We start from the raw sequence: 16,891 nt of genomic DNA, 5'->3' as shown, positions 1-16,891 counted from the left end.
CTAGGCGGCGGGGCCGAAGGGCGCTTCAGAGCTACCCGACGCCGTCTCCCTGCTGGCTCTGGAGCTTCGGCGAACGAGCATGACGATGACGAGGCTGCCGATCGCAATGAATTCCACGCAGCCCGCCCAGAAGAGAGGAACGACTCGAGCGCCCGCGGCGCCGGTCGCCTGTCCGGAGTCGGACAGGTCGAAGGCCGTCCCCCAGGACGACCAAAGGGCTGCCGTGGTTATGAACCAGAGGCCGATCAACGCGATCAGCGTCAGGATCATCCATCGCGGTACGCTCGGGCTGGTTCGGCGCATGACCCATACCGCGCCGGCCATGATGACGAAGGATCCCACTGCCAAGGCGCCGGCGGTGGGGAGGAGCATCGCGGTGATCGCGAATGCGAGGGCAGCCGTCGCCGCCACGATCAAGAACCTGGTTGCGCGGTTTTCGGCAACGTTTCGCATGAGTGATTGAACCCTTCTGTTGATGAGCAGTGTTGCGGCGCCGAAGATGACCGACGACCGTCGTAATCCAAGCTCCCGTGCCCCCTCAAGATCGGCGAGCCACTGCTCCCTCGCCGTATCGCGCTCCGAGGCCGGGAGCCAGCGGGCCAATCCCTTGACCGCGTCCTCCCGCAATGTCATTGCGTCCTCCCTGCGAGACCAGCGGCTCGAGGGGCGCGCGTGCCCTTTGCCGCGTACGCTCGAACAGCCGCGGCGGCAACTATCGCGCCATCCTCAGTCAGCTCGTAGAGGCGGCGCCGCGGACCAGGTCGCTCCGTTTCTTCCTCCCATGTCGAAGCCACCACCCCTGTCCTTTCGAGTCGCGCGAGAAGCGAGTAGACCGTCGCCGGCGCGAGGGACGTCTCCTTAGCGAGGCGCAAGCCCCACACCGGCTGACTATGGCCAAGCATGGTCTCGAGCACTGAGGCGGTCGGCCGTGTGACTCGCTGAATCGCATCCACACTTAAACCTACCTATAACGATTAAGGATGCGCAAGTCCCCGCCCTGATGCGGGGTCAGATCACGCTCGCTGGCCTGAGCACGTAGACAGACAGTCCTGTAGCCCACTACTGTTCGAGGAATGCTCCGTTACGCGGAGTGCCAAGTAGGGGGATCTTGTGAAGCGTAAAGCATGGAACATGTCGTCGGTGATGGGGGTGGCCGTCCTCGCGACGGGCTTGGTCGCCTCGACGACAGGGGTCGCAGTGGCCGACACGGCGGAGCCGGCAAAGGACCTCGACCAAATCTCAGCGGTCGCGCCGTTCGTCACCGACACTATGGCTGACGTCACAGCCTCGCCGTCGTCGAGTGCAATCGTCGACGAAGAGGTCGCAGGGGTTCAGGTTTCGGTCGCGAGCAAGGCGGAGGCGGGCGTCTCGCTCTCCTACGGCGATCGAAACGTGTCAGTCTCGTTGCCCGAGACATCCGGGCGCACCCCCGTGGCGAAGGCGAACGAATCCGGCGCGGTGTTCGAGAACAAGGACGGCTCATCGACCGTCCCGGTTGTGCAGGAAGACGGTTCTGTCGTCATCGCGACGGTCATCTCGGACGCAGGTGCGCCGTCCGAGTACAGCTACGAGGTCCAGGACCTCGGCGATGGTCGGCTCTCGTTGGACGAGAACGGCGGCGTCAACATCTACTCCGCTGACGGCTCTTGGAACGGTGGATTCGCTGCGCCGTGGGCCAAGGACGCCAATGGGCGCGACATCCCAACGAAGTACGAGATCGTTGGCAACTCCGTCGTTCAGACGGTTGAGCACTCGGGCGAGGGCTACGCGTACCCGATCGTCGCCGATCCGTGGCTCGGGATCAGCCTGATCAGCTCGGTCGGATGGGGAACGTACAACGGCGCTTGGATGGGTAAGGTCGTGCCGACTTCGTACGGCCGCGTAGCACCCATCGCGTCGAGGCTGGCCGCGTGGGGCGAAACGCTCGAGAAGCCGAATGCTCGCGCTCGACTCGACTTCGCCAACACGCGCGACCAGTTCTACTGCCACTACGACGGCGTCCGCATCATCGAGCCGAACAAGCCGAGCTGGAACCTCGAGCGTTCGCGGCCCAATGTCGGTTACGCGAAGACGGTCGCCGCCAGCTGCAACCCGTAGTCGCTCTCCGGTATAGCGCCAGCTGCGGCACGGAGTCGTTCCGGCCGCAACCGGCGCGCTGCCATGGAGGCAATATCTGCGCGCACACGCTGGTGGGTCCGAGGCGCACCCTGATCGGCGTGCGCCTTCCGAAGAAGGACGTCAGGTTATGAAGGTGGGTCTCATCACCGGGGCTTCGAAAGGCATTGGTGCGGCGACGGCTCAAGCTTTCGCGAGGAATGGGTACGAGGTCGTTCTAGTCGGTCGTGACGAGCAAGCCCTGACGGCGGTCGCTCTCGCGATCAGGGAGACCGACGGTGTGGCGCACGTTCTACGATCGGATCTGGCCGATCCGACATCCGTCGAGACCGTCGTCCGTTCAGCGCTGAAGCTCACAGGCGGGCGCCTCAACGTCCTGGTGAACTGTGCCGGCATCGTCGGCGCCGTCTCGGTACGCACGGACCACGCTTCCGTGCGGCAGCTCATACAAGTCAATTTGCTCGCCCCAATCGCGCTGATGCGCAGCGCGATACCGCACCTCGTCGGTCAAGGCGAAGGGGCGATTGTCAACGTGGGATCGCTGGCAGGTGAACTGGGCGTACGCGGTATTTACTCCGCTTCAAAGTTCGGACTTCGGGGACTCTCCTATTCGGCGAGACGCGAGCTGCACGGTACCGGCGTGCGAGTCTGCCTCGTGCAGCCTGGGCCCATCGACGAGGTCGCAGGTTCGACACGGACACCCGAAGCTGTCGCGAGTGCGATCCTCAAGTCGATCTCCGGACGCGCGCGCCGTCGCGTCTTCGTTACTCGAGGTGACAAAGCACTCTCCATGCTCGAGTACTTTCTGCCAGTAGTGGTCGACCGAGCAAATCGAGCTATCTGGAGGCGTACCCACGCGGGCGTTTGGCCCGCTGCAGACGAACTATAGCGACGTCGAGAACGTGCGGCGACGCAATCAGAACGCCGTACCGATTATGGCACCCAGTTTTTTCGGCTCCCCGACGCGCACCTAGGGAAAAAAGTGCAAGATTATGTGATGACCGCAGGTCAGCAGGACATCCTCAGAGGCACCTACCCGAGGGAATTCATCAACCGGAACGCCCAATGCTTCGCAATTGATGCGCCGGGTTTGATTGATTCGACACATCTGCACCGCGCCATAAGTGCTATGCGAGAGAACCACCCAGTTCTCCGCATGATCCCGACCGGGTCCGGGTCCGAATGGCGCCAGTCGATACTTTCTCCGAGTGCAGCCGAGGGCGAGTACGAGTTCGTCCTGGAGACCGTTTCGAATGAATCGCTGCAAGACCGAATGGACGCTCTCTCACACGACATGATCGAGCGCTTCGACGTCTTCGCAAAGCCGTCGTGGGGCGTAATCCAGCTTCGAGCTGCCGAAGCAGATCACCTCGTTTTCATCTTCAACCACTTCGCTGCCGATCTTCTCGCAGTCTCGCAGTTTGTCCGCTCGTTCGTATTCGCTCTAGTTCGCGGCGAGGGCACGAGCCTTCCCGGCGATACATATCTCGAATTCCTTGACGCCCTCGAGGCAAAATGGAGCGGGCCGCTCTCCGAGGAAGCGCGATGGTGGATCGAACGGCCCTGGAAGGCGATCCCAGCACTTCCGGGGGTGTACCTCGCAGATGACGAGCAAGCCGCCGACGGTTCAGATCTCGTCGCCTTCGTGCCTGAGTCCAGCATCAGGTCGCAGAAGCTGTCCGAGGCACTGATTGTCGAGGCTGTTGATCGCAGCGTCCGGGATGTCACCGGTGTCGAGGTCACGCGGATCGACGCTGCACGGGTCGGACGAAACAACCACGTCGAGCGTTCTGCGAGCGGCTGGCTGTCCCATGCGGTGCCATTTGTCAACACCGACGGACGCTCGAACGCCGACCTCGCGCTCGCACGCGAGACCGCGCCAAGTTGGATCGCGGCGTTTCCAGTGGTCCGGGGCCGGGCCGATCTGTCGAATGAGAAACACTTCGGGGCTCACGTCTTCCTCAACTTTTTCGGTACCTTCAGTCCGGAGAGTTGGACGTTCGGCGGCTTCCGCGTGTCGCGTAAACAGCCTCGTTACGCTCCCCCAGGCCGAGTGTCTCTGACGCCCCTTAGTTTGAAGGTTCGGAAGTCGAATGAGAATTGGGTCCTCAATTGGTCCCTGAGTCGGCGCTATCAGGGCGCTGACCTCCTGCGTGCGGTCAGCGATCGGACGAGGGAGCTACTCGTCTCCGAAAATTGAAGGGCTGTAGGGCTCAGCTGTCGTACCGGCGTGCTGGACGATTTCTTGGCCTCGCATCCAGCCTCGAGAAGATCAAGGCCTGAGCGGCGGGGCGGAGCGCGTCAGGAATGGTTAGGTCTCAATATCGGCGTTGGCGAGAGGGGCGGAAACGGAAGGACGAAAGGGAAGGGCCAAGGACGTCGCGCGAGGCGGGATGGGGCCGCCCACGGGAGCAGGGCAACGCGCGTGAGGTTCACATCGCGGTATGCACTCGCTTCCTACAGAGGGTGCCGGGCTGAGGCCAAACCGGTGGATTCGTGTTGAGCGAGTCTTCCTCCCTGTGGTGCCGCGCGCGGAGGCTCCTGAGAGAGCGGCGAAGTGATGCGTCGTCGAACGAGAAGCATGCCGCTATCGCGTCCACGAGGTGGGGATTTTTGTGCTCGGCAGATCTTGTCCAGTGAGCGTGTGGTCCCCGCGTTTCGATACGGAGGCCATGACTACGAGTGGTGTTTCGCGGGTGGGAAGCTCATCTCACCGAACTAGTTCGCGGAGCGGAGACGCTGTATCGACTGCCGCTATTGCTCGCTTAGGCAGTCCGGAAAGCTCGATCGAACGGCGGAATATGTAACAAGCATATCTGACGTGAGGCACCCACTAGTGATGGGTTAGTCATCGGGGTCGTTGGAGGCGCAGAATGTGCAAAACGCCGGAAGCGGCTACTTGAGCTAATCAAGTCTATAGTTCAGTCAAACAATCGAGAATGAGTTGAAGCAATGAGTGATCGCAAGATGCTGAAGCGCGCGCGTCGTTACGACGCGAGTTTAAGTCGAGTTGGCCCCCAGTCGGCGTGGATTCCATCTGACGATATTGTTGCTTCAAGTTTAATCTTGTCCTACGTGTCGAAAGCGGGCGAGGAGGAGCGGGTCGGGACTGCTTTCCTGATTCGTGTTCCATTCGAGAACGACGACAGCTACGAACACATCTACATCGTGACTGCAGCCCATTGCGTGATGGATAAGCACTTCGTTCCTCGACAACTGTGGGCAGAAGGAAACTGGATGGGGGGCCAAGGAAGTGCAAAGTCGCGACTCGCGGCAGAAGGCTGGAGCATTCTTAGGTATCAGGATCTTGCGGATCCAGGAGAGCGCGTCGATCTCGCCCTCCGACGCTATAAGGGTCCTGCCTATCCCGGGCATTTGATTGGACGGACGACTCGTGCAATCCGAATCGACCAGCTTATCGACGTAAGGCGGGTCGACTTCGACGACGCGGCGCCATTAGGTCTAGAAACGGCGACCGTAGGTCTTTTGCTGAACTATCGTGACTCGGCGCGTGCTGAGCCTGCCGTGCGCTTTGGTCGTTTATCCCTCGTACCGTTTGAATCTGTGCCCACGGTCGGCGGCCGGCGGGACGTGGTCTACCTGGTCGAGAGTAACGCAACCCATGGTATGAGCGGCGCGCCGGTACTGGTTAAAGACGAGGTGGACGAGCGGGACTTCGCGTTGCTGGGCGTTCACGTCGGACATTACCTGGAAACGGACGGTAAGGAGGTGACCATGAGTCACTCCGGTCTATCGAAGGTTGTCCCGGCTCCTTTCATCATCGATTTGCTCTCAACTCGCGAAGTGGTGACGGAGCGCGAGCAGGTGGAAGCTCGCCACTCCGACTTGCCGTGGCGTCTGAAAGATCGGCGTCACCGCGAGAGGAATGGCGTAGCGTTCGCCGAAGAAATCTTCATCAACGAAGATGCATATCTCGACGAATATCCTTTGAGGCCGGAAGTACTGTTTGTCGTTACCGACCCTCCGAACTCGAAGGTTCAAGACTGGTGGAACGTCGGAGACGTCGCCGAACTCGGCTCTCCCTCTGAGGTCGCGCTCATACTGGAAAAGTGGCTGGGTCGTTTGACGTGGTGGCGGGCTGGTGAGTCCGGATACGGCTCCTCTTTCGCGGGTCCTTTTGAGTTCGAAATGTACGTGAATGCGAAGGGCGGGATGACGGCTTTGAGGCTTGCTTTCGAGGACGAAAGCCCCGATGTCACCGAAGAGCACGAGAATGTCGTGCGGGCAGTTGCGGACTCTTTAGGCGCGTACGCAATCGAGCCGCGAACAGGTGAACGGATCGCCTGAAGTGGGCACCGTGGTCACTTGACACGATTCGCTCGTGAACTACGTCGGCCTGGTCCACGTAGTTACCGACGGAACCCCACCACGCATCGAACTCAAGCAGATACGCCCTCGGCTCATCCTGCTCGACGCGTTCTTGCTCGCTTCCTGGTGGTCGCGACCGGGAGCTGCTCTTTCCGCCGTCGGTCACGCCCCGATTGTTCAGGAGGCCCGGCCATCCGACGACAGCTGGCTGCTCTCTGCTCGTCGGTTTCAGCGCCCCGCTGTGCCGGAAGTGTAAGTAAGCCTGTGCCAGGGATTCCCAGGAAGCGCGGTCGAGTGCCGCAGGCACAGCGATCGAAGCCACTCGTTAACTACCCCACTCCACGAAACCCCGGAACCGTCGATGCGGACCGGGATTTCGTCGTTCCCGGTGCGCAGTTCTTCCCCCCGACTCTTTCCCCCGACGTCTGGGTCTCGGTCCACCGGCCGCCCGGAGCGCGCCCTCGAACGCACCGGCTACGGTCATCGGGTGATGCGACGGATGACGACGGCAGCGGCGACCATGGCGGTCGCCGCCGTGCTGCTCTCGGGCTGCAGCGCCGACGGCACCCGTGGCTCGGCTGGCGGCATCGAGGGCTACGTCGAACCCGGAGGTGGTGCCGCCGACCGCGTGCGTACCGCCGTCGGCCGCGGCGCAGACGTCATCGGGGTGGACGGTGCGGCGCTGGCCGACGACGGCACGCACCTGCTCTCGACCTCGGGCGACGTCGGCGAACTCGTCGGTGTCGCCGCGGACGCCGGGGCCCGGACCGAGGTGCTCTTCAGCAACTACACATCGACGCTCGGGGACTTCTCGCCCGAAGCGGCCACGGCGCTGCTGTCGTCGCCGACGAACCGGGAGCGTGTCGTCGGCGGGCTCGTCGACCTGGCGGCTCGCCTCGGGGCCGACGGCGTGCAGATCGACCTCGAGTCGATGCGCTCCCAGGACCAGGCCGACCTGGTCACCTTCACCCGGGCGCTCCGGAGTGCCGTCCGCGAGCGGCTCGGGGACGACGCCGAGGTCTCGATCGCGATGATGTCCTCCACCGACCCGGCGGAGTACCGCTCGCGCGGCTACGACCTGGCCGGGCTCGCCCCGCACCTCGACCGCATCGTCCTGATGACCTACGACCAGCACGGGCCGTGGGGCGGTCCGGGCACGATCGGGTCGTTGCCGTGGACACGGAAGGCCGTGCGCACCGCCGTCGACGGCGGGCTCACCGCAGACCGCATCGACGTCGGCATCGCCGGCTACGGCTACGCGTGGGGGCCCGGTGCGAACGCCGCCCCGATCCCGGCAGCCCGGGCAGCGCACTTGGCCGGCGACCGGGCGGTGTGGTCGGACCGCACGGGGGAGTGGTCGGCGACGCTCGAGGACGGCCGGCAGCTGCACTGGTCCGACGACCGGTCGTACGCCGCACGCCGGGACCTGGCCCGTGAGCTCGGTGCGCACGGCGTCGCGATGTGGTCGCTCAACCTGTCGCCTCTGCCCGAGCGCTGATCCGCGGGGCACCGGAGCCCGGCGCCGCACGGATCTCGGCTCAGCGGGTCAGGACGGCGGCGGTCCCGTGGTGCGCCGGAGCACGAGTGACGGTTCGACGAGTGACCGCGTCGGCGCCGGGGCCGGTGCCGCGGCGCTGCCGTCCGGTTGCCCGGCGGCAGCGTCGAGCCGCACCAGCAGCCGTGCCGCCGCACGCCGTCCGACCTCGTCGTTGTGGGGATCGACCGTGGTCAGGCCGACGAGGGGTGACGACGCCAGCGGGGTCTCGTCGTGCCCGATCACCGAGACGTCCTCCGGCACCCGCAGTCCGGCCTCGAGCACGGCGGCCATCGCACCCATCGCCATGACGTCGTTCGCGGCGAAGAACGCGGTGACGTCCGGGTGCTCGGCGAGCACGGTCCGGGCCGCCTGGTGCCCGGCGGCCTCGTCCGTGCCGGCGTCGCCGGCGACGACCGGGACGATGCCGGAGCGGGCCGTCTCGGCGACGGCGGCGACGCGGCGGGCGGTGGCCGAGCCTCCCGTCCCGGTCAGGTGGGCGATCCGTCGGTGGCCGAGGTCGACGAGGTAGCGGATGGCGAGTCGCCCGCCGGCGGCCTCGTCCGAGGCGACCGTGTCGGTGTCCGGGGGGCGGACCGCGCGCTCGCCGGCGACGACGACGGGCAGGTCGGGTGGGACCAGGAGACCGTCGGGTGACTCGGCGGCGAGGACGACGCCGTCGACCCGCAGCGAGACGAGGTCGTCGAAGGGTGAGGCGCCGAGGTGCGCGTTCGCGGCGCCGTCGGCCAGGGTGAGTCGGAGTCCGCGGGGTGCGAGGACCTCCCGGATGCCGTCGAGCATCGGGACGTACCAGGGGTTCCGGAAGTCGTCGACGACCACCCCGACGGTGCCGGTCCTGGTGCCCGCGAGGATCGCCGCGGCCCGGTTCGTGCGGTAGCCGAGCTCGGCGACGGCGGCGAGGACGGCCGCGCGGCGCGCGGGGGAGACGCCCGGGTCGCCGCGCACGACCATCGAGACGAGTGACTTCGAGACCCCGGCGCGGGCGGCGACGTCGATGATCGTCGGCGGGCGCTCGGCCACGGGACCTCCTGCGAGACGGGGAATTGACAGGACATGGGTTCCTGCGCCTACAGTGTAGCCACCGCCTTTGGAACGTTCCAGAAGCGACGGTCGCAGCGTCACGAAGGAGTGCACATGAGCGAGCCCATCGGCGTCGCCGTCATCGGAGCCGGCATGGCGGGCAAGGCCCACATGGCCGCATGGCGGACCGCCCCGACCCTCTTCGACCCGGTCCTGCCGCCCGTCCGACTCGTGTCGGTCGGGGACGTGTACGAGCCACTCGCCCAGCAGGCGGCGCGGCGGTTCGGGTACGAGCGGCACGACAACGACTGGCGGGCGATCGCCGCGGCGGACGACATCGACGTCGTCAGCGTCGTGGTCGCGAACAGCCTGCACCGCGAGATCGTCGAGGGGTTGCTCGACGCCGGCAAGCACGTCCTCTGCGAGAAGCCGCTCGCCGACTCGCTCGAGGACGCCCGCGCGATGGCCGACGCCGCGGACCGGGCAGCGGAACGGGGCATCACCGCCCGGATCGGCTTCACCTACCGCCGCGCCCCCGGCCTCGCCGCGATCCGCGAGCTCGTCGGCGACGGCACGCTCGGCCGGGTGCGGCACCTCTCCGGACGGTACTGGACGGACTACGGCTCCTCGCCCGACGTGCCGTTCTCGTGGCGCTACGCCGGCGCCCCGGGCACCGGTGCGCTCGCCGACGTCGGGTCCCACCTGACGTACATCGCCGAGTTCCTGGCCGGGGACGTCACGCAGGTCAGCGGAGGACTGTTCACCACCGAGATCACCGAGCGCCCGGTCGCAGCCGGACACGCGCTCCGTGGGCAGGGGGCACCGCTCACGGGGGAGACGGCACGCGTGCAGAACGACGACTACGCCACCTTCGCCGCTCGCTTCGGTGCCGGTGTCGGCTCCCTCGAGGTCTCGCGCGTCACGACGGCGCACCCGAACGGCCTGGTGGTCGAGGTGTTCTGCGAGAACGGGGCGGCACGCTGGGACCAGGAGCGCCCGGCCGAGATCGGTCTCGCCCTCCGCAGCGACGGCAGCCGCCTGGGCGGGTACCGGCAGGTCGTCCTCGGCCCCGACCACCCCTACGTCGCGGGCGGGATGGCGATGGACGCACCCGGCGTCGGTTGGGGGCAGAACCAGATGTTCGAGGTGCAGGCCCGCGCCTTCCTCGACGAGGTGGCCGGGGTCGCCGACCCCCTGCCGACGAACGCCACCTTCCACGACGGCGTGCACAACATGGAGGTCCTCGCCGCCGTCACCGCGTCGGCCGCCGACGGCGGTCGCACGGTCACGGTGGAGGCCCGGCGCACCGCCGACACGACGGCGACGGTCAGCGCATGAAGCTCGGACTGTACGGCGCGGTCTTCCACGACCGGTCCCTCGCCGACGCACTCACCGCCGTCCGTCGGGCCGGCCTGACCGGGATCGAGTTGAACACCGGCGGCTTCCTGCCCCCGGTGCACGTGCCGGACATGGACGCGATCCTGACGGACGACGCGGCTCGCGACGCCTTCCTCGAGCAGTTCGACGGCACCGGGGTGTCGATGGCCGGACTCAACTGCAACGGCAACCCGCTGCACCCCGACCCCGCGATCGGCCCCGCGCACGCAGAGGACATCCGACGCAGCATCCGTCTGGCCGCCCGCCTCGGGCAGACCCGCGTCGTCACGATGTCCGGCCTGCCGGCGGGGGAGCCCGGCGGGAGCCGTCCGAACTGGGTCGTGAACGCCTGGAACTCCGCCGCGCTCGACGTCCTCGAACACCAGTGGAGCATCGCGGTGCCGTTCTGGCAGGAGATCGACGCGTTCGCCCGTGAGCACGGGGTGCACGTCGCGCTCGAGCTGCACCCGCAGAACCTCGTCTTCAACCCGGCGTCGGTCCGGGAACTCGTGGAACGCGGTGCCCTGACGAACACCGGCGTCGAACTCGACGCCAGTCACCTGTTCTGGCAGCAGATGGACCCGGTCGCCGTCGTCCGCGACCTCGGTCCGCTCGTCCTGCACGCCGCCGCCAAGGACGTCCGGATCAACCCGCACGCCGCGATCAACGGCGTGCTCGACAACTCGTTCCGACGACTCTCACCGGACGAGCCGCGCACGAACCTCGGCGGCGACGAGTGGGCGAACGAGTGGCCGAAGCCGTCCGCGTGGGACTTCGTGGCGCTCGGGAAGGGGCACGACACCGCGTTCTGGACTGAGTTCCTCCGCGCGCTGCACGAGGTCGACCCGGACATGCTCGTCAACATCGAGCACGAGGACACCGAGCTCGGGCGGGAGGAGGGGGTCAGGGTGGCGGCGGAGGTCCTGCTCGCCGCGGACGCGGCACTGCGCCTCCCGTCCGCACTGCATGTCCCGTCCGCGCTGCGCGATCGGTGACGCATCCTCCGGTTGCGCTCACTCGGCCGTTGTAGCATCGCCGGACATCGACCCAGCGGCGAGGAGACCTGCGTGCCGGAGCTGACCCACCAGACCGTCCCGATCGACCGGATCCAGGACGCGGGTGCGGCCGTCATGGCGTCGGTCGCGACTGTGGTGGACGGCAAGACCGAGGCCATCCGCACCGCCCTCACCGTGATGCTCGCCGAGGGACACCTGCTCGTCGAGGACGTCCCCGGCGTCGGCAAGACCGTGCTGGCGAAGGCCCTCGGTGCCTCGGTCGGCGGGTCCGTGAGCCGCATCCAGTTCACCTCCGACATGCTGCCCTCGGACGTCACCGGCGTGAACATCTACGACCAGTCGTCCGGCGCCTTCCGGTTCTCGCCGGGTCCGGTGTTCGCGAACGTCGTCATCGGTGACGAGATCAACCGCACGAGCCCGAAGACCCAGTCGGCGCTCCTGGAGGCGATGGCCGAGTCCCAGGTGACCGTCGACGGCGTGACCCGGCCCCTCGAGACCCCGTTCATGATCGTCGCGACGCAGAACCCGGTCGACATGGAGGGCACGTACCCCCTGCCGGAGGCGCAGCGCGACCGGTTCATGGCGCGCATCGCGATGGGCTACCCGAGCCCCGGTGCCGAACGGCGCATGCTCGCGGCCCGAGGCGGGCACGACCCGCTCGCCGACCTGCGCCCCGTCGTCGACGTCGACACGCTCCGTGCCATGATCGCGTCCGTGCGCACGGTGCACGTCGCGCCGGACGTCGAGGCGTACATCGTCGAGATCGTCCGCGCCACCCGCACGCACCCCGACCTGCTCCTCGGCGCCAGCCCCCGCGCGACCCTGCACCTGGCACAGGCAGCCCGTGCGCACGCGGCGCTCCTCGGCCGGCCCTTCGTCACCCCCGACGACGTCGCGACCCTGGCGCCGGTCGTCCTGGCACACCGGCTCGTCCCGGTCGCCCGCGGCCTCGGCGGCTCGGCCGAGGACACGGCCCGCGAGATCGTCGTCCGGATCGTCTCCGACACCGCGGTGCCGTTCACCGCGACCCCCGTCCGCTCCTGATGGCCGACCAGCGCCCCGCTGCCCGTCCGATCGCGCTCCGCGCGGGCGCGGCCGGCTCGGCGCTGTCCCGCATCGGACGCCGCGGGCTCGGCATGCTGCGGCGGACCCCGTTCCCACGCCCGACGCTGCGCGGCTGGACGGTCCTCGCGGTCGGCATCGGGCTCGTCGGCGGCGGACTGGTGGCGTCGATGAGCGTCGCCGTGTCCGCGGGTCTCCTGCTCCTGGTGCTCGTCGTCGCGGGTGTCGTCACCGCACTGGCCGTGGCGGCGCCGCTCCGGGCCTCCCGGTCGGCACCGCGCGCGACCGTGCAGGTGGGAGAGGTCTACCGGGAGCGGGTCACGCTCCGGGGCTCCGGGGTGCGCTTCGCACCGCGGTCCACGCTGCTGGTCAGCGAACAGCTGGACGACCTCTTCGTGAGCACCAGTGACGCGGCGTCGCTCGTCACCATCGGACCCGGCCAGCCGCCGGCCGTCCTCGACGTCGAGGCCCTCGCGATCCACCGCGGGCGAGCGTCCATCGGCCCGGTCACGATCCGCGTCGAGGACCCGTTCGGGCTGCTCCGCATCGACCGGCCGGTCGTCCCGGCCGAGGAGGTCGTCGTGGTCCCCGGGACGACGCCGCTCGCCGCGCTCGACACCGGTGCGCTCGCCGGCGCGGTCTCCGCGGACGAGGGCCGGGTCGGACAGGGCGGATCGGCCGACGACAGCGAGCTCCGCCCGTACCGTCCGGGTGACCCGATCCGCCGCGTGCACTGGGGACAGAGCGCGAAGCGCGGCGTCCTGCACGTCCGTCAGACCACGCAGGCGCAGCCGCCGGAGGCCGTGGTCGCCCTCGACGTGCGCCGCTCCTCGTACCAGCAGCTCGGCCGCGACGACCTGTCCGAACTGTCCGACCTCGGCGGCGACCAGGCGTTCGAGCACGCGGTCGTGGTGGCGGCGAGCGTCGCCCGGGCGCTGTCGGCACGGACGTCCCGGGTCGCACTCGTCAGTGACGGTCCCGGCGGTGACGTCCGCCACAGCGGCGACGCCGGTGGTCTGTCCGAGGTGCTCGTGGGCCTCGCCGACGTCCAGGCCCGGTCCGACTCGCGCGACCCCGTCGACGTGCTGCACGGCGTCCGCGGTCGTGACGTGCACGGCATGACCGCGGTCGTCACCGGGCACTGCAGCCCGGAGGAGGCGGCCGGACTCGTCTCCGCGACGAACGGGTCGAGCCGCGGGGTGCTCGTCACCGTCGTCGCCCCCGACCCGGTCGTCCGCGGGATCATGGACCGCGCCGGGTGGCGCGTGCTCGTGGTGCCGGTGCCCGGCACGACCGTGAGCGGACGCAGCCGGTGACCGCCACCAGCCCGAGCCGGCAGCGCCAGCACGTCGACGTCCGCGAGGTCCTGGACCGCGACGACCGCAGCCCGGACACCCCCGGCGCCTGGGTCGTGGCCCTCGCACCGGTGCCCGTCCTCGTCGCCGCACTGGCGATGCGCCCGCTCGTGCAGGGGATCTCGTGGTGGCTGTCCGGCGTGGTGTTCGCCGCCGTGCTCGTCGCCGTCCTGCTCGCCGTCCGGACCCGGCCCCGCGGCGTCCGCTTCGTGGCGCTCGTCGCGACGCTCGTGCTCGGCTCCTGCGCCGCGGCGCTCCTCAACGACACCGCACCGCTCGGCTGGCTCGACCGGGACGGCGCGCTCGGGCAGACGCTGGCGGCGATCCGCCTGAACCCGGCTCCGCTGCCGCAGACGGACTCGATCCGGCTGATCGTGACGGTGGCGATCGCCTGGGTGGCGGGCGCCTCGCTGTTCCTGGCAGCCGTGGCCCCGACCGCCGCCCTGGCCGCGGCACCCGCACTCGTGATCCTCCTGGTGCCGGGCATCATCACCGGCGAGGCCCCGTCGGGGTGGCTGGTCGTGTCCACCGCGCTGGCCTTCCTCGCGCTGCTGTGGACGTCGGTCCGGCCGGTGCAACGGGTCTTCCCGGCTGCCGTCGTCGGCGTCATCGGGTTGGTCGTGGCCATCGGACTGCCCGTCCTCGTGCCGATCGACGCCGGCTGGCTCTCCGGCGTCACGGGGGCGATCCAGTCACCGATCCAGCCCGGACGCCCGGGCACCCTGCTCGAACTCGGCCAGGACCTCCGCCGACCGAGCGAGCTCGAGGTCTTCCGGTACCGGTCCTCGGACGGGCAACCGGAGTACCTCAAGCTCGCGGACCTCGACGAGTTCGGCACGGGCGACTGGGTGCCGACCGTCACCGACGCCTCCACCGCGGACACCGCCGACCAGTCCCGTCGGGTGGACGGAGTCAACCCGCGGTTGGCCGACCGTGGTGACGTGACGGTGCAGATCACCGGACTGTCGAGCAACTACCTGCCGCTGCCCGCCGGGGCGATGTCGGTCGAGTCGAAGTCGACGAACCTCGACCTCGCCCAGTGGCGTTGGTCCGGGGACACGAACACGGTCCGCTCCGCCGGTCCGGCGACCCGCCGCGGTGCGGTCTACGAGGCGTACGGCGCCTCGGTGTCCGCGAGCGCGTACCTCGACGCCATCGCCGCCTCCGGCCGGCTGTCCCAGGCCGACGGTCGTGGCTTCGTCGCGCCGTCCCGGGCGCAGCTCCGCACCGACACCGAGCTGCCCGACGACCTGCCGAACGTGATCCGCACCACCGCGGCCCGGGTCGACGCCGGCGCGACCACCGACTACGGGCAGGCCCGGGCTCTCGAGCAGTGGTTCCGCAGCGGCCTGTTCACCTACTCCGAGACGGCGCCGGTCGAGCAGGGCTACGACGGTGACAGCATGGACGTCGTCGCGCGGTTCCTGCAGGAGCGCTCGGGGTACTGCGTGCACTTCGCGTCCGCGATGGCCGTGATGGCCCGCACCCTCGGCATCCCGTCGCGCGTCGCCGTCGGCTACCGCACCGGTGCCAGCCGCGAGGACGGCCAGTACACGGTGTCGAACCGCCAGCTGCACTCGTGGCCGGAGCTGTACATCCGCGGCGCCGGATGGGTGTCGTTCGAGCCGACGCCGGACTCCGACCAGGCCGCGCAGCCGCAGCCCTCGGCGTCCGCCACGTCGGCGCCCGCCCCGACCGAGACGCCGCTGCCCGCTCCCGGTGAGACCACGGCACCGTCGGCCTCGGCATCGGCCTCGTCGACACCGACCTCCGCGGCTGCGGGCGGCAGCAGTGCCGGTGGTGGCGGTGCCCCGTGGGGTGTGCTCGTCGGCGTGCTCGTCGCCCTCGCGGTGCTCGTCGCGCCCGGCGCGGTCCGAGCGGGACGACGGCACCGTCGGCTCGGCGCGGTCGCGGCAGGACGGCATCCGGCCGTCACCGCGTGGCGGGAGCTGCTCGACGACGTCGCCGACCACGGGTTCGCACCCGGTTCGGCACCACCCGGGGACGCAGCCGCCGTCGCCCGGACCGCACGGGGCGTCCTCGGTCGCCTCCGGACGGTGGTGCCGGCGTCGGTGCTGCCGCACCTGCAGTCCGTGGTGGACGCCGTCGACCACGAGCGCTTCGCCGTCGACGGCCGTGCGGACACGCAGGCACTCCTCCGGTCCGTCCGGGAGGCCCGCACCGCGTTGGACGGCGCGGTCTCGCGTGGCCGGGTGGTCCGGTCCCGCCTGCTCCCGCCGAGCCTGCTGCCCTCGGGCCGTCCGTCGGACGGGCGACCCGCGCCGGCAGCGGGCTGACCCGCGCCGGCAGCGGGCTGACCCGCGGGCCACGCCGGCGGTTCAGCGCGGCCGGAGCACCGCCTCCACCATCGTCGCGACGGCCTCGCCCGGGTTCATCCCGTCGAGGGCGGGGGCGTCGAACACCATGCCGGAGTTCGTGGCGATGAGGATCGTCGCGAAGGTGTCGAGCGGCATGCCGGGGTCGACCTCGGGGTGCGCGGCGAACCAGGTGTGGACGAGTTCCCGGACGCCGTCCTGCAGGGTGCGGCGCTGCCGGACGAACTCGGGCATGAACTCCGGGTGGCGGATGGCGTAGGCGCGGAGTTCGGAGAGCAGGGCGAACTCGGCGCTCTGGTCATGTCGTCCGAACGCGGCCCGGACGACGTCACCGACGTCGGCCGCGCTGATGTCGATGCCGATGAGCTCCTGCAGCGACTGGAGCACCCGGTTCGTGGCGCGCTGCATGACCTGCGCGAGCAGGTCCTCCTTCGACGAGAAGTTCGAGTAGACCGCGCCCTTGCTGAAGCCCGCGGCGGCGGCGACGGCGTCGAGCCGCGCTTCGTGCACGCCCTGCTCGGCGAAGACCCGGGAGCCGGCCGCGAGCAGGCGCTCCCGGACCTCGGATCGCGGTGTCCGCGGGACCGGTGTCGTGCGGTCCTCCGGTGCGTCCGGGCCTGCCGGTTCGGTTGCGTCGGTCATCGGATCCTGTTCCGGGACTCTGCTGGTGCGGATGGAGCTGGTGCGGGTGGGGCCGGTGCGGGCTGTCTCTTATACACATCTGAC

General features: G+C 68.8%; 14 protein-coding genes. 10 read left to right on the top strand and 4 right to left on the bottom strand.

The features are described 5' to 3' along the window. Window positions 1–633, bottom strand: coding sequence for a hypothetical protein (locus DEJ31_RS15130; protein ID WP_111122264.1), 633 nt, complete (start codon window positions 631–633; stop codon window positions 1–3). Beyond that, window positions 630–902 carry a PadR family transcriptional regulator gene (locus DEJ31_RS17795; protein WP_375537629.1) on the bottom strand — a complete coding sequence of 91 codons (273 nt, stop codon included), beginning with the start codon at window positions 900–902 and terminating at the stop codon, window positions 630–632. Before DEJ31_RS17795 ends, DEJ31_RS15130 begins: the two co-directional genes overlap by 4 nt. A 208-nt stretch (window positions 903–1,110) precedes the next feature. Here DEJ31_RS17795 and DEJ31_RS15120 point away from each other — a divergent pair, with 208 nt between their 5' ends. The 5 genes from DEJ31_RS15120 to DEJ31_RS15100 all read left to right on the top strand — a co-directional run bounded on the left by DEJ31_RS15120 (window position 1,111) and on the right by DEJ31_RS15100 (window position 7,942). Continuing rightward, on the top strand, window positions 1,111–2,097 hold the full coding sequence (locus DEJ31_RS15120) for a DUF2599 domain-containing protein (RefSeq protein ID WP_146243172.1): 987 nt from the start codon (window positions 1,111–1,113) through the stop codon (window positions 2,095–2,097). A 154-nt stretch (window positions 2,098–2,251) separates the two neighbouring features. Beyond that, window positions 2,252–3,004, top strand: coding sequence for an SDR family oxidoreductase (locus DEJ31_RS15115; RefSeq protein WP_181433544.1), 753 nt, complete (start codon window positions 2,252–2,254; stop codon window positions 3,002–3,004). A 108-nt stretch (window positions 3,005–3,112) separates the two neighbouring features. Continuing rightward, window positions 3,113–4,315 carry a condensation domain-containing protein gene (locus tag DEJ31_RS15110; protein WP_146243171.1) on the top strand — a complete coding sequence of 401 codons (1,203 nt, stop codon included), beginning with the start codon at window positions 3,113–3,115 and terminating at the stop codon, window positions 4,313–4,315. Window positions 4,316–5,067: 752 nt separating this feature from the next. Beyond that, the gene (locus DEJ31_RS16975) at window positions 5,068–6,423 is read left to right on the top strand and encodes a hypothetical protein (protein ID WP_146243170.1); all 1,356 of its coding nucleotides are present in this window, start codon (window positions 5,068–5,070) and stop codon (window positions 6,421–6,423) included. A 511-nt stretch (window positions 6,424–6,934) separates the two neighbouring features. Then, window positions 6,935–7,942, top strand: coding sequence for a glycosyl hydrolase family 18 protein (locus DEJ31_RS15100; RefSeq protein ID WP_258366337.1), 1,008 nt, complete (start codon window positions 6,935–6,937; stop codon window positions 7,940–7,942). 48 nt (window positions 7,943–7,990) lie between these two features. On the opposite strand, the gene DEJ31_RS15095 is transcribed toward DEJ31_RS15100, so the two are convergent. Next, window positions 7,991–9,019, bottom strand: a complete 1,029-nt coding sequence (locus DEJ31_RS15095; RefSeq protein WP_110904629.1) for a LacI family DNA-binding transcriptional regulator — start codon at window positions 9,017–9,019, stop codon at window positions 7,991–7,993. 114 nt (window positions 9,020–9,133) lie between these two features. Between DEJ31_RS15095 and DEJ31_RS15090 the strand changes: the two genes are divergently transcribed. From DEJ31_RS15090 to DEJ31_RS15070, 5 genes are all read left to right on the top strand, one after another. Then, entirely contained in the window at window positions 9,134–10,357 is a 1,224-nt protein-coding gene (locus DEJ31_RS15090; protein ID WP_111122258.1) for a Gfo/Idh/MocA family protein, read from the top strand. Further along, window positions 10,354–11,391, top strand: a complete 1,038-nt coding sequence (locus tag DEJ31_RS15085; RefSeq protein ID WP_111122257.1) for a sugar phosphate isomerase/epimerase — start codon at window positions 10,354–10,356, stop codon at window positions 11,389–11,391. Before DEJ31_RS15090 ends, DEJ31_RS15085 begins: the two co-directional genes overlap by 4 nt. 135 nt (window positions 11,392–11,526) lie before the next feature. Further along, window positions 11,527–12,456 carry a MoxR family ATPase gene (locus tag DEJ31_RS15080; RefSeq protein WP_110904674.1) on the top strand — a complete coding sequence of 310 codons (930 nt, stop codon included), beginning with the start codon at window positions 11,527–11,529 and terminating at the stop codon, window positions 12,454–12,456. Continuing rightward, a complete protein-coding gene (locus DEJ31_RS15075) occupies window positions 12,456–13,790 on the top strand; it encodes a DUF58 domain-containing protein (RefSeq protein ID WP_110904627.1) in 1,335 nt (444 codons plus the stop codon). Before DEJ31_RS15080 ends, DEJ31_RS15075 begins: the two co-directional genes overlap by 1 nt. After that, window positions 13,787–16,126 carry a DUF3488 and transglutaminase-like domain-containing protein gene (locus DEJ31_RS15070; protein ID WP_146243168.1) on the top strand — a complete coding sequence of 780 codons (2,340 nt, stop codon included), beginning with the start codon at window positions 13,787–13,789 and terminating at the stop codon, window positions 16,124–16,126. Before DEJ31_RS15075 ends, DEJ31_RS15070 begins: the two co-directional genes overlap by 4 nt. Before the next feature lie 42 nt (window positions 16,127–16,168). Here DEJ31_RS15070 and DEJ31_RS15065 read toward each other — a convergent pair whose 3' ends face one another. Next, the gene (locus DEJ31_RS15065; protein ID WP_111044018.1) at window positions 16,169–16,807 is read right to left on the bottom strand and encodes a TetR/AcrR family transcriptional regulator; all 639 of its coding nucleotides are present in this window, start codon (window positions 16,805–16,807) and stop codon (window positions 16,169–16,171) included. Window positions 16,808–16,891: the final 84 nt, after the last annotated feature.

This window comes from Curtobacterium sp. MCPF17_031, assembly GCF_003234035.1.
Lineage (GTDB): Bacteria > Actinomycetota > Actinomycetes > Actinomycetales > Microbacteriaceae > Curtobacterium.
The sequence above is the reverse complement of the archived record's forward strand: the minus strand, read 5'-3'. Positions and strand labels throughout refer to the sequence as shown.